Origin of the sequence: Bittarella massiliensis (ex Durand et al. 2017) (assembly GCF_009876955.1) — a bacterium.
Lineage (GTDB): Bacteria > Bacillota > Clostridia > Oscillospirales > Ruminococcaceae > Bittarella > Bittarella massiliensis.
Genome location: NZ_WWVY01000003.1, coordinates 263,606 through 276,517, shown reverse-complemented (window position 1 = coordinate 276,517; position 12,912 = coordinate 263,606). Strand labels below are relative to the sequence as shown.

At 53.0% G+C, this 12,912-nt stretch carries 16 protein-coding genes; all 16 read left to right on the top strand.

The window, feature by feature from the left end; all coding sequences use genetic code 11:
- Window positions 1-126: 126 nt before the first annotated feature.
- Window positions 127-1,365, top strand: a complete 1,239-nt coding sequence (locus GT748_RS05200; protein ID WP_420917352.1) for a DNA cytosine methyltransferase — start codon at window positions 127-129, stop codon at window positions 1,363-1,365.
- Window positions 1,366-1,471: 106 nt separating this feature from the next.
- Window positions 1,472-2,191: a DUF3848 domain-containing protein gene (locus GT748_RS05195; protein ID WP_154238252.1), complete on the top strand. Its 720-nt coding sequence runs from the start codon at window positions 1,472-1,474 to the stop codon at window positions 2,189-2,191.
- Window positions 2,188-2,634 carry a prepilin peptidase gene (locus GT748_RS05190; RefSeq protein WP_087180025.1) on the top strand — a complete coding sequence of 149 codons (447 nt, stop codon included), beginning with the start codon at window positions 2,188-2,190 and terminating at the stop codon, window positions 2,632-2,634. The genes GT748_RS05195 and GT748_RS05190 overlap by 4 nt, the downstream gene beginning before the upstream one ends.
- Window positions 2,635-2,652: 18 nt before the next feature.
- The gene (gene cpaB / locus GT748_RS05185) at window positions 2,653-3,528 is read left to right on the top strand and encodes a Flp pilus assembly protein CpaB (RefSeq protein WP_154238253.1); all 876 of its coding nucleotides are present in this window, start codon (window positions 2,653-2,655) and stop codon (window positions 3,526-3,528) included.
- Window positions 3,518-4,273, top strand: coding sequence for an AAA family ATPase (locus GT748_RS05180; RefSeq protein ID WP_025544398.1), 756 nt, complete (start codon window positions 3,518-3,520; stop codon window positions 4,271-4,273). The genes cpaB and GT748_RS05180 overlap by 11 nt, the downstream gene beginning before the upstream one ends.
- Complete coding sequence (locus GT748_RS05175) at window positions 4,263-5,639, top strand: CpaF/VirB11 family protein (RefSeq protein WP_154238254.1); 1,377 nt, start codon at window positions 4,263-4,265, stop codon at window positions 5,637-5,639. Before GT748_RS05180 ends, GT748_RS05175 begins: the two co-directional genes overlap by 11 nt.
- The gene (locus GT748_RS05170; RefSeq protein ID WP_161213331.1) at window positions 5,636-6,565 is read left to right on the top strand and encodes a type II secretion system F family protein; all 930 of its coding nucleotides are present in this window, start codon (window positions 5,636-5,638) and stop codon (window positions 6,563-6,565) included. Before GT748_RS05175 ends, GT748_RS05170 begins: the two co-directional genes overlap by 4 nt.
- A 27-nt stretch (window positions 6,566-6,592) precedes the next feature.
- Window positions 6,593-7,033, top strand: a complete 441-nt coding sequence (locus tag GT748_RS05165) for an XF1762 family protein (RefSeq protein ID WP_006354138.1) — start codon at window positions 6,593-6,595, stop codon at window positions 7,031-7,033.
- Window positions 7,034-7,041: 8 nt separating this feature from the next.
- Window positions 7,042-7,914: a type II secretion system F family protein gene (locus tag GT748_RS05160; protein WP_154238255.1), complete on the top strand. Its 873-nt coding sequence runs from the start codon at window positions 7,042-7,044 to the stop codon at window positions 7,912-7,914.
- A gap of 16 nt (window positions 7,915-7,930) precedes the next feature.
- Window positions 7,931-8,326, top strand: a complete 396-nt coding sequence (locus GT748_RS05155) for a DUF4320 family protein (protein WP_173022274.1) — start codon at window positions 7,931-7,933, stop codon at window positions 8,324-8,326.
- A complete protein-coding gene (locus GT748_RS05150) occupies window positions 8,323-8,868 on the top strand; it encodes a hypothetical protein (RefSeq protein WP_161213332.1) in 546 nt (181 codons plus the stop codon). The genes GT748_RS05155 and GT748_RS05150 overlap by 4 nt, the downstream gene beginning before the upstream one ends.
- 152 nt (window positions 8,869-9,020) lie before the next feature.
- Window positions 9,021-9,566: a DUF6550 family protein gene (locus GT748_RS05145; protein ID WP_154238256.1), complete on the top strand. Its 546-nt coding sequence runs from the start codon at window positions 9,021-9,023 to the stop codon at window positions 9,564-9,566.
- A gap of 75 nt (window positions 9,567-9,641) precedes the next feature.
- Window positions 9,642-11,339, top strand: a complete 1,698-nt coding sequence (locus GT748_RS05140) for a hypothetical protein (RefSeq protein WP_154238257.1) — start codon at window positions 9,642-9,644, stop codon at window positions 11,337-11,339.
- Window positions 11,340-11,350: 11 nt separating this feature from the next.
- On the top strand, window positions 11,351-11,794 hold the full coding sequence (locus GT748_RS05135) for a DUF3846 domain-containing protein (RefSeq protein ID WP_154238258.1): 444 nt from the start codon (window positions 11,351-11,353) through the stop codon (window positions 11,792-11,794).
- Window positions 11,791-12,153 carry a hypothetical protein gene (locus GT748_RS05130; RefSeq protein ID WP_154238259.1) on the top strand — a complete coding sequence of 121 codons (363 nt, stop codon included), beginning with the start codon at window positions 11,791-11,793 and terminating at the stop codon, window positions 12,151-12,153. Before GT748_RS05135 ends, GT748_RS05130 begins: the two co-directional genes overlap by 4 nt.
- A gap of 3 nt (window positions 12,154-12,156) precedes the next feature.
- Complete coding sequence (locus tag GT748_RS05125) at window positions 12,157-12,912, top strand: hypothetical protein (RefSeq protein ID WP_206671247.1); 756 nt, start codon at window positions 12,157-12,159, stop codon at window positions 12,910-12,912.

The following is a 12,912-nucleotide window of genomic DNA, read 5'->3' as shown; positions in this document are numbered from 1 at the left end:
GCACGGATGCTGCTTGACCGTATAGTTTTGTTATTCCGAAGTTTTTGTGGAAAGTTCCGAATTCATGGGACTTGATGCAGCAACTTCGGAATAACTATTTCTTCGGCATAATTCTGATTATTCCGAATTCGGAATAACCAAGATATTTCGGTCGCTGGCCGCCAGCGAGGGCTTGACGGAGCAAGAAGTGGACTCTTTTTTACACTTGCTCACCTCGTCAAAGGCCAAAGTCCTGAAAATCGACCCACATGGATTGTCCTTGAAAATGTTAAGAATCTCCTATCCATTCATGGAGGATGGGACTTTGCGACCGTTCTCGATACGCTGGCCTCACTCGGCTATCGTATCGAATACGGACTTCTCAATACAAAGTATTTCGGCCCCCCTCAAAATCGTGAGCGAGTGTTCATTGTCGCTTGCCGACATCCTGGAGCCGGACGCGGACCCAAAATATTTCCTGTCCCCGCAGGCAGTGGCAAAGCTCTTATCCAACTCATAGGCGGTATGCAGGGGCAGCGCGTCTATGACCCGGCAGGCATCAGCGTAACAATGGCTGCACAGTCTGGTGGCTGGGGCGGAAAGACCGGTCTGTATTTCGTTGACCTTTGCAACGGAAATCCCAAACTGACCGACCACGCCCGTTGTATCAAAGCCAAGTATTACAGCGGTATTACCAACCGTGGCGGGGACAATTCCGGTGTCCTGATCTCTCCCGCAGGGATGGACAAGGATGCGGTTCTGTCCTTTGTGGACATTTGCACCGGGAAGGCGAAACTCACCAGAGAAGCCCGTTGCATCCTCTCCGCCTATAACCGCACCATCAGTAATTGGGGCGGCAGTTCCGGGGTGTTCTATGGCTGCCGTGCTGTCGTGACCCCAGATCGGGAAGAAAAACGGCAAAACGGACGGAGAATCAAGAACTGCGGGGAGCCGTCTTTCACCGTTACGGCGCAGGATCGGCATGGAGTGCTATTTCAAGACTGCGATGAGTGTCCCTACGGGATGCAGATTCGAGAAGCGACAAAGAAAGGATATGATATTGCCCGCTGCGGCGACAGTATCAACCTTTCTTTCCCGGAGAGCAAGACGCGGCGCGGACGGGTCGGCAAAGACCTTGCCACGACGCTGGAAACCTCTTGTAATCAAGGCACAGCTTTTGCCGGGTGCGGCCTGATCCGCAGGCTGACGCCCCGTGAGTGCTGGCGACTGCAAGGCTTTACGGACGAGATGTTTGATAAGGCACGGGCGGTCAACAGCGACAATCAGCTATACCGGCAGGCCGGTAATTCCGTGACGGTTCCTGTAATCTACGCCATTGGGAAACAAATCCTTGCCGCACAGAAGGCATTGGAATGTGGAGAATAAGATGTTTCAGAAAAATTGGAACCCGTGGCCCATTTTCATCGGCATGGCGGTCGCAATGACCGCCATCGCCGTATTCTATCGACAAATCATGTGATGGAGGTGATTCATGCTGGAAACTGACGCATTAAAAGAAAAGCTGGAGATGGAACTTCATCGCTTTGCCCGGCCGCCGGAGGAACTTTCTTCCGGCGATCCGTATTTTGAGCAGCTTCAGACCATGCTCGCAATCCGAGATGAACTGATAAATATTCCGCTGTGTGATATTCAGCGGAATATGCTGCTTTCGATGGAAAATGTATTGGAATCGGCATGGTCATTCCGCAACACACCCGTCCCGGATCGCTGCATGAATCCGAACAATATCAGCGAAGTGGTGTACTACTTCCTTCAGGACAAAGGCGCTGAGTACCGGGGCGACCTGCTCTATGAACGGGCCAAAGCCGAGTTTGATGCCCGTATGGAAGAACTCGCCGCCCTGCCGCCCAAAGAAATTCTTGACCACGCTTATGAGAAAATCATCAAAGAAGATTTTCTCTGCCATCTGGAGGAAGGGTTGGACGAGTGGGAAACGGACGCTCTGTTGTCTTATCCGCAGCCTTTGACGGCTCTCTATACGGAATGGATGGGAAATGATTACTCCTATCTGGACATAGACCGAATCCAAAGCACGGCCACACAAGCGGCGGGAAAACGGTTAAATGAACTTCGCCGCCATGAGTTTGACGTCAATGGTGAGCCGCCCGTGGAACTACGGTATTTCTATGATTTGCATAGCGAGATACTGGACAACCCAGATCTGGAGTGGGTCGGTGATATGGAGCCATGAATCCTCTGATTGTAAAAGGCGTGGTATTTGGCCTGCTGTTGGCTTGTGCTGCGCTCTGGGATATGAAAGAACGAGAGATTCCCAATCTGATTCCCGCCATGATTTTAGTCTGTGGCTTGATAGAGCTGCGCCCCGCCGCTTCTGTGGCGGGGCTTCTTGTTACGGGAGGCCCGTACCTGTTGGCCGCATTGCTGACACATGGGAAAGCCCTTGCCATTGGCGGCGGGGACATTAAGCTGATGGGGGCTTGCGGCTTTGTCCTGGGAGTGTGGCCTGGTCTGCTGCACAGCATTTTATCTCTGTTCCTGGCCGTGCTTACAGGGGTAATGCTGTTTGGGTTTCGCAGGCAGGACTTTTCTTCCATCCGGCTACCCCTTGCCCCGTTTTTCTGCATTGGCGGCGTAACTGCTTATTGGCTTGCGGCTGCGGCCGCTGTAATTTGAACAAATGGAGGTATCAACTTGAACAAGAATATTTTCAGGAACCGGACGATCATCGGTGCGGTTTGTATCCTGCTGGCCGTCCTGGTTTGCTTTGGCATCACGCCCCTTTTCAATGCGGGTTTGAAGGCCCAGACCGAAGCGGTACGGGTGAAAGCCGAGGTGATTCCCCGTGGCACCTATATCACGGCGGATATGGTTGAGGTCTACACCAGAGGCGCGTCCGGTATGTCTGACGCCATTGCCACATCACTTGACGAGGTAGTAGGCCGATATACCGATGTAGAGCTTCGCAAAAACACAGATGTAAACACCGGCTGGCTTTCTTCTGAACCGCTGACTCAGTACGAGTACCTGACCAAGCTGGACGGTTCCAAAGTGGCGATCTCCGTTACCATTCCCACCTTTGCCAAAGGTGGTTCCGGCAAGGTGGAAGCTGGTGACATCATCATGCTCTTTGCAACCGATAAGGACACCGGGGAAACCACCCAGCCCCCGGAACTCAAGTATGTAGAGGTCCTGGCCGCAACACAGAGTTCCGGCGCCGACAAGGAATATCAGGCGCCCCAGGATGACGAGGAAGAAAATCCCGAAGAATCGCTCCCGTCCACCATTACCCTGCTGGTAAATACCGAACAGGCACAACTCCTTGCGCATTTGGAGGAATCCAACAGTCTGCACCTGGCGTTTGTGTACCGTGGAACCCGTGAGAACGCCGAAAAGTTCCTGGCAGCTCAGGATCAGTTCTTTGTGGAGCCGGAGGAAGATACCGCAGCTCAGGATGGCGAACAGGGTGAGGTATCCGGTGATAACAATGTGGCCGACAACACCGGTGATAATGCGGCCGGCAATGAACCCGCAGAGGAACAGGAGGTTGAGAATACCGATGGCGAATAAGCAGAAACAGATGCTTGCTGTGTGGGGCAGCCCTGGGGGCGGTAAAACCGTAACTGCGGTCAAACTGGCCCTGGAATTGTCCAAGCGGAAGAAAAATGTGGTGCTGGTGTTTACCGATGTGACGGCGCCCACGCTTCCGGCTGTGGTCAGCGAGAAGAAACTGCCGGATGTGTCCGTAGGCGAACTGCTGGCGGCTCCCGGAATGACGCAGGAACAGGTTCTCAAGACCTGCGTTCCCTGTGAGAAAAACCCCTATATCAGCTTTCTGGGCTACAAGGCCGGTGAAAATGTCTTTACCCATGCGGAGTACAGCAAGGAAAAGGCGGTGGATATGCTGGTCCTGCTGCGGCACATCGCAGACTATGTGATTGTGGACTGCACCAGCCTTTTGACCGGCAATGTGCTGGCGACCACCGCACTGGAGGTGGCGGATGATGTGCTGCGGGTGTGCAGCTGTGACCTGAAGGCCATCTCCTACTTCTCGTCCTATCTGTCGCTGGTTGCTGACAGAAAGTTCAAACCGGAACAGCACATCAAGGTGCTGTCCAACACGCGCCCCTATCAGGGCGGCAGCGAATACGAGAACTCCTTTGGCGGTGTGAAATACCGGCTGCCGTATCTTCCTTCGTTGGAGGAACAGGCGGCGACGCTGAAACTGCTGGAACCGCTTTCCGGTAAAGAGGCCAAGACCTATGAGCCGGTCATTGCCGCTATTGCCGGGGAGGTGTTCGGAGATGGCAAGTAATATTGACCTGTTCTTCAATACCAGCAGGAACAAGCGGACATTTCCCGAAGTGCTGGCGGAGATTCAGGAATATCTCGCCAGCAAGTATTCGACCCTGATTACCGATAACCCGGAGGAGCAGCACCAGCAGATCACCGCATACATCGCAAAGTATCTCAACGATTACAGTCTGGGCGTTGAGGGCATGAGCCATGAGGAACTGATCGACAAACTCTATACGGAAATGGCCGAGTTCTCCTTCTTGACGCCCTATCTTTTCGCAAATGATGTGGAGGAAATTAACATCAATTCGTGGAAAGATGTGAAAATCACTTATGCAGACGGGCGTGTGGTTCCCACCAAAGATCGGTTCCAGACCCCACAGCACGCTGTTGATGTAATCCGCAGACTCCTTCATAAGTCCGGCATGATTCTGGATAACAGTCAGCCGGGTGTGGTGGGCCATCTCTCCAATAAAATCCGTATCACGGTTCTGGGCAATCCGCTCACGGACAAAGAAAAAGGTGTGGCTGCATCCATCCGTATCGTGAATCCCAAGCAGTTGAGCCGTGATGATTTCATTGGCTACGGGACAGCCACCGCCGAAATGCTGGACTTTCTGGCCGAAGTTCTCCGGTTCGGTTTGTCCATCTGTGTGACTGGTTCCACCGGCAGCGGTAAAACCACGCTGATGAGCTGGATTCTCTCCACCATTCCCAACGAAAAGAGAATCTTCACCATTGAAAATGGGTGCCGCGAATTTGACCTTGTGAAAGAGGATGCAGACGGAAATGTCATCAACAATGTGGTCCATACCGTTACCCGTTTTTCTGACGATCCCAAGCAGAATTACGATCAGGAGCGCCTTTTGGAGTTTGCCCTGACCTGTAACCCGGACATTGTGTGTGTCGGTGAGATGAAATCGGCCGAGGCTTTCGCCGCACAAGAGGCGGCCCGCACCGGCCACGCAGTTATCACCACCACCCATGCCAATAGCTGCAAGGCTACCTATTACCGCATGGTAACGCTGTGTACCCAGAAATACGATATGGGTGACAAAACCCTGTATAACCTGGTGACAGAAGCGTTTCCCATCGTTCTGTTTGTGAAAAAGCTGGAGGACAACAGCCGCCGTGTCATGGAGATCACCGAATGTGAGATTCTGGAGGACGGCACCCGGCAGCTCCACACCCTTTACCGCTATCATGTATCGGAAACCTCTATCGAAGATGGCAAGGTAAAGGTGCATGGCGAGTTTCAAAAGGTATCCACGATCTCGGCCAGCCTGCAAAAGCGGCTTTTGGAGAACGGTATGCCGCCCCGTCTGCTGGAGCGTATCGCCGGTGGCGGTGTAAAACTGGATACCGGAAAGGAGGAAACTGCGTGATTGTATTGATTTTGCTGGCCTTTGTCGGGATGCTGACCGGCATCTTCTTGATTCTGGGCATGACCCCCTTTACATTTGCAGAGGAACTGACCAAGCCGCTTTCCGGGCGCCGACAGCCGATTTCCAAGCGAATCCAGCAGGTCAACCACCCCAAAGAGCCAAAGGGCATCCGTAAAACCGTGCAGGAAGCACGGGAGATGTTGATCCTCACCGGAAAGGGTGGGAAGTTTGCCGCCGTCTGCGCTTTCTCGCTGTTCCTGGCGGCAATGGGCGCTGTGATCTGTATTGTAATTCAGAACTACTTTATGCTGCCGGTTTTGGCGGCCGGAATGGGCTTGCTCCCATTCTGGTATGTTCTGTTCACCTCTCACAGCTATAAAAAGCTGATGAACAACGAGATTGAAACCGGACTGTCCATCATCACAAGTTCCTATCTGCGCAGCGAGAGCATGATAACCGCTGTGGAAGAAAACATTCATTACCTGAACCCGCCTGTGGCTGATGTGTTCCGAGGCTTTTTGGCCGAAACCAATATGATAAGCGCCGATGTGAAACAGGCGCTCTCCAACATGAAGCCCAAGCTGGACAACTATGTGTTTCGGGAATGGGTGGATGCCGCTATTGCCTGTCAGGACGATAAGAGCCTGAAAAGCACGCTCACCCCGATCATCGGGAAACTTTCGGATATGCGGATTGTTGCAGCGGAACTGGACTATCTGCTTTATGAGCCTTTCAAGGAATTTATCACAATGGCATTCCTGCTCATTGGCAACATCCCATTGCTATACTTCCTGAATAAAGACTGGTACGAGGTGCTTGTGAATACGGGCTTTGGCAAGGGGATTCTGGCGGTCTGCCTGCTGGTGCTGCTGATCTCCTTTGCGGCGGTGATCCGGCTCACCAAGCCCGTAGAATACAAGCGTTGATTCCGTCAGGAGGTGATACCATCGAGAGTGCTACCAATCTCCCTGCGGGACGCCAATGCGTTTGTTCTGGCGCATCACCGGCACAGTGGGCAGGTGCGCGGCTGTAAATTCTGTGTGGCTGTCGTAGATGATTTGGATGCCGTTCATGGAGTTGCGATTGTGGGGCGCCCCGTTGCCCGCCGACTGGATGATGGGAAAACAGCGGAAGTGACCCGGCTTTGCACCGATGGTATTGCCAACGGGTGCAGTTTCCTTTACAGCCGGTGCGCCCGGATTGCGAAACTGATGGGCTATCAGAAAATCATCACCTACACCCTTGCAACCGAAAACGGAGCCAGCCTGCGGGCTTCCGGCTGGCAATGTGCGCCGGGACTGCGAGGCGGCGGGAACTGGAATGTGCCGGGGCGCCCCAGAGCCGACAGCCGCAACACCGGCCCCAAACGGCTCTATTACAAAGAATTGAGGTGACGCGAGTTTTGTATCTCATTTTGCTATGCTTTGGGACGCTCTTTGGCCTGGGAGCGTTCTTTTTATTGGCCGGGCTGCTCCGGCTGCCGACTTCCGCAAGCACAAAGGCGGTTCTGACCGTAACGAGTCGAGGGAAGTCCCAGAAAGGCAGCATCAACGCTGTCCTGTTCGATATGGCTGCACGGCTCTCTCCGCTGGTACATCTGGACGGCTATAAGCGGAAGAAGCTGGAGGCACAGTTGAAATCCGCCGAAATTAAAATGTCCCCAGAAACCTATATTGCGGCGGCCTGGGTAAAGGCTGGTCTGATTGCTCTGCTGATAATTCCGGCCCTTCTGATTTTCCCGATCCTTGCGCCGGTCATTGTGTTTCTGGCGGTGGCAGTTTACTTCAAAGAACAGAAACGAGCGGACGAGATCGTTCAGCAGCGCCGGGAAGAAATCGAAGCCGAGCTGCCCAGATTTGTAAACACCATTGAACAGGAACTCCGGGCATCCCGTGATGTGCTGAACATCATGAAATCCTACCAGAGAAATGCCGGTCATGCCATGAAGCGGGAACTGGAAATCACGATTGCGGATATGGCATCCGGCAACGAGGAAAACGCACTCACCCGCATGGAGAGCCGGATTGGAAGTACCATGCTGTCCGATGTGGTGCGCGGCTTGATCTCGGTCAAGCGCGGTGATAACGGAATTATGTATTTCCAGATGCTTTCTATGACCTTCAAGCAGTTGGAACTTCAAAAACTGAAACTGGAGGCCATGAAGCAGCCGGGGAAAATGCGTAAGTATTCCTTCATGCTGCTGGGCTGTTTCCTGCTGATGTATCTGGGCGTCCTGGGCTATGTGGTGTTGGAAGCCTTTGGCGATCTGTTCTAAAGGAGGTGGTGAAACCGTGAAACGACTTCTGAAGGACAAACGGGGTGAGGGCTTTGTGGATGTGTGTGTCCTGGTCCTGGCGATTGCAATGGTTCTGGCGTTGGTGGTCCGCATTGCGCCGGTATTTGTGGCAAAGCAGAACCTTGATGTCTTTGCAGACGAATTGGTTCGGACAGCAGAAATCAATGGTCAGGTTGGCTCTGCCACCAGCGCAAAAGCGGCAGATTTGCGGGATCAAACCGGGCTTGACCCCAACATCTCATGGAGCGACACCGGAAAAATCCAGCTTGGAAATGAGGTGGAAGTGACCCTCACAACCACCGTCAATATCGGACTGTTCGGTGAGTTTGCATCCTTTCCAGTTACTCTGACAGCAAAGGCCAGTGGGACTTCGGAGGTGTATTGGAAGTGAAGAAGATTCGAGAAGTCCTGAAAGACAATTCCGGGCAAGGCGTACCGATGATTTTGGCCGTTGTCCTCTGCTGCCTGATTCTGGCCTGTGTAACCTTTGAGTATATGCGACTGATGATCGTTGCACAGGGGGTGCGCGATTCTGTCCAGTCTGCCATTGTGGATGTGGCTACCGAGAACTGGGATGAAGCCTATGCCGGTTTGCGGGAGGGTTACTCCGGCGGCTATCAGCTTTCCGGTTCGTCCTGGTCACAGAATGTTACCAGCGGCAATGTGTATGCCCGCCTGCAAAATGTTTTGGGTGTTGAATACGAGGGCGGGCAGTATGTAAAGTACAGCGGCGAGGATTTGGAGTATCGACTGTACGATCTGCACCTGGAAGTGGAAAATGCTCCGCTGGCCCCATCTGTGCCGGATGGGATTACGCAGCTCAATGTCACAGGAACGATCACTGTTGATGTGCCGCTTTCCTTTGGGTTCGGGCATCTGCCCCCCATGCAGATCACCATGAAACTCAACGCCAAATATGTTCCCAGGTTTTAATTTTGTGTATTTCGCCCTGTCGCTTTTCCATAGCGCAAAAAAATATTTGGCAGGAATCACACCTGGACGCCGTATTTGTGCAAATGGTATAATGATGGCGGGAAATATTACCGTCGTTTTAATATAAAATTACCGTGCAAGGAGGTTTTCAAATGAGTGCTAAAAACAAAAAGCTGCTGGCCGTTCTCGGCGTAGCAGCTGTTGTGGTAATTGTAATTGCCGCAGTGCTGCTGGGCAAGGGTGGGCAGACCACGACCGTTGATCCGGCATCCACTCCCTCGGATGTATCTGCCGAGGATGTGGATAGCAGCAATACCCCGGACGGTAGCTCCAGCGAACCGCTGGTGGTGGTGCCGGACGCCTCGAAGCCCGAAGCTACTGACAGCCAGAACCAGACGGACGCCGTTTTGAATGTAGAGGAAGAAGATCAGGTGGATGTCAACCTGACCGACAGCGAAAAGAAGCCCGAAACCACTCCGCCTCCGGCGCCTTCTCAGGAGGAACAGCAGGCGGCCAGCGAAAAGGATGAGCCGATTGTGCATGAGCCGAACAGCAACCAGCCTCAGACCGGCGACACGCAGGGAGGTTCCATCTATCTGGAGGGCTTTGGCTGGATCACCGATGAGGGCGGCGGCTCTGTCCAGCACAACATTGACTCTGATGGAGATATAAACAAGCAGGTCGGCAACATGGGCTGATAATAACCCCGGAGAGTACGGTAGCGATACCGTACTCTTTTTTTGCCCTCAACTAATTTGATTGGAGGTGCGTTTTTGAAGCGGATATTTATAATATTGCTCACACTTGTGCTGCTGTTGGGTATCTGCCCTATGAGCGCCCTGGCAGAAACCGGAGGAAGCGGAAACGTGGATGGCGGTGGCGGCGATATGGGGCAAGGAACCTCGCAGAACTCCTGGAATCCTGGTATGGATGGTGTGCGGATTACCGTGGTTGACGCAGAATCCGGTCAGCCTGTGTCGTCCTCTTTTGATTTGACCAACAAATCTCCATCTATCAAGGTTCATTTTGGGAAAGTCAGTAAAATTCAATATGCGAATGGGGCGAGTATTTCTCCCACCACGGGGAATTACGACTACTATACCCCGGCAACCCCTATGCCGAGAATCATCAGCAGCGGCAGTCAGAGCGCCAGCATTGAAGCTATCAAGAAATACTTCTGCTCCGAGTATGCGGTAAAACTGGTGGCACAGCAGACCGGAATCGCATACGAGGAACTGATCGGCGGACAGTACAAGCTGTTTTTGGAGCCAATCGCCTATTTCAAGCACAACGGAATTATGATGGCAATGACTGCCCATGAAGCCGCGCTCTATGATAATCAGGCAGGCGGGTCCTTGCGTAAGACCATGACGAGTTTGACTCATAAAAACCTGCCGCTGGCTATGTTCCTGGAATATGCGGATATGGGATTTCCGGCCTATACAGGGGCTACCAATAAGACCTGTTCCAACGATACTATTATCACCTATCTGGGCATGGGTATTGTATGGTTTACCGACCCGCCCGAACAGCCGGAGCCAACCGACTATGACTATGAGTATCGGGTGGATACGGATGTCATCACGCCGGTAACACTCTATGCTGGTTCGGAGATCAATCCTGACAGTCCGGCCACGGTATCCTTCACGATCAACGGCAGTACCTACCGTATGAACAATATTGTGATTCCGTCGGGAGACAGCCAGATTGCATGGGTAAAGTGGCATACACCGTCGGAGCCGCAGGACATTACCATCTATGTCAGCACCAATAAAGGCTCGTTGAGCCAAAGCACCATTCAGGCAAAGGTGGTAGATCTCTCCGGCAACGACCCGCCCGACCCGAAAGCCACCGATACGATGGGAAGCTGGACGGCCAGCAGCGTTCCCAGCCGTGAAACCAAGACCTATGCTGCTTGGAGTGTCTGGTGGGCGCGGTGGCACCCCTATTGGGTGTGGCACAGCACCGGTGATGACGATGGCTATTGGGTGGACGAAGGATGGTATGACTTCTTCCGGGACAATTACTCCGCCAGCATGACAGCCACTACCCGAATCGAGCCAGACGAAAAAGTTCCTACCGCATCGGGCGATTTGATGAAGTCGGGCTATGGTGTAACAAATACTGTTACGGCAACCGTCAGTACCTCTGCTCCGCTGTCGCATTATACCTATGGGCAGACAGCCGTATCCTACTTCCCGGAGTTTGGCTATGGAACCTATTGGCGGCTGCTTGAACGGCTCACCAGCGGAACAACGGCGCGGTTCCAGTTTGCCAAAAACATTTACAGTACCTACAACCAGCGGGTGCATTTTTCGCCGGTTTGGTTCCCGGACGGGAGCTACACGGTCAATACTCATGTGATAGATATTTGGACGCCTGCGGGGATGCTCGCCATGAATCTCACCGATGATGTAACGATCAGCGGCTCCCTCTATGATGATTGGCATATCGCACCGGGCAATCCGTAAGGAAAAGGAGAATGGATATGAACGACAATAGAACGATTCGGATTATGGTGTTTGAACCTGGGCGGGCGCCTTATACGACCATGCTGGAGGATTCTCTGGAACACCGGCAGGAACTTGTGGGCGGGGATATTGAGTGTATTCCTCTGCCCTGCGAAACGGTTCTCTGCTGCAATGCGTCCGGGAAACTGGCAGGGCTGCCGGAGAACCGGCAGTACGGGCCGGATACCATTCACGGAACTTTTTTCCTCTATGGCGATACCCCGGAAGGACGGGGCGTTTCTTTGACCGATGAACAGATCGCCATGTATCAGGAGTATTTTCCGCAGCCGGTCCCCGCAGCGGTATCCTTTGAAGTACGGTCCGCCGCCGACATGAAAGAGTTTATGAACCTCATGTTCGGCAAGGGATGGGACATGGACACCGGAGCCGGAGAGGATATGGAGGCAGGCCGATGAGCAAAATGTTTTCGGTGGTGACTCTGGACGCCCCTAACTCTCTGATGACAGAACATTTTGTCCCCGGCAGCCCGGATGGGCTGGATGAACTGCTGGACTGTGATGAAATCTCCGAGGCCCTTTCGCTGTGGCCCCTGGGGGACACTATCGAAGCCAAAATCCAGACCTATCTTTATGGAGAGGGCGAAACTGTGCGCGCCGACGAGGATGATTTGGCATTCTTCCGAGAGCATTTCGATGAGCTGAACGCCAGCGACGCCCTGGATTGTATCTCAGACCACAGCTTTTCTTTTGAATCGGACGAGTTGGATTTTGGGTACGGCGAAGAAAGTGAAGATGAAGAAGATTTGGAACTGTAACACATGGCTCTGCTGAAAAGCAGGGTCTATTTTTATGGCAAAGAAAGCGAGGTCGATAAATTGCTCTTGCCGATTATTATGATCTGCGTCTGTGCGCTGCTGGGCGGTGGGACGCTGATTTTTCTGAAGTTGTCGGCCAAACACAAAAAATCGAAGAACAAGGACAAGGAAGAACTGGCCCAGATCACCGCCAACGAGTTTGTGAATGTGAAGGATATTCGGGGGAACTTCCTCTATACCCGTGACAATCTGGCTCTGGCATATCTGAAAATCTATCCGATCAGCACAGAACTGTTCAGCAAAAACGAAAAGCGGCTGATTGCCAAGCAGCTCACGGTGAGCCTGTCCAGCGCACAGTACCCGTTTCAGCTTTTGGCTGTATCCCGCCCGGTGGACATTTCTCCGCTGCTGTCAGAACTGTCCGCCACGCTCACCGCTTCTTCCGATGTGAAACAAAAGGAACTGCTAAAACAGGAAATCGTGGAGATGGGCGCCTTTGCCCTTTCCGGCGAAGTGGTGGAACGGCAATTCTACATCAAGATTTGGGATAGGGTCAGCGATGGCGTGGAGCGTGAACTGCTCCAAAAACTCAAACTGCTCGGCGGATACTTTTCGGACAGCGGGATTCAGACCGAAATCCTGCAACAGCAGGATATTGTCCGGCTGTGCAACCTGGTCAACAATCCCGCCTATGTCCACTTGGAGGATTCCGGCATCAATGCCGCGATCCCGATTTTGGAAAGTGTAGGTGTTGCCTAA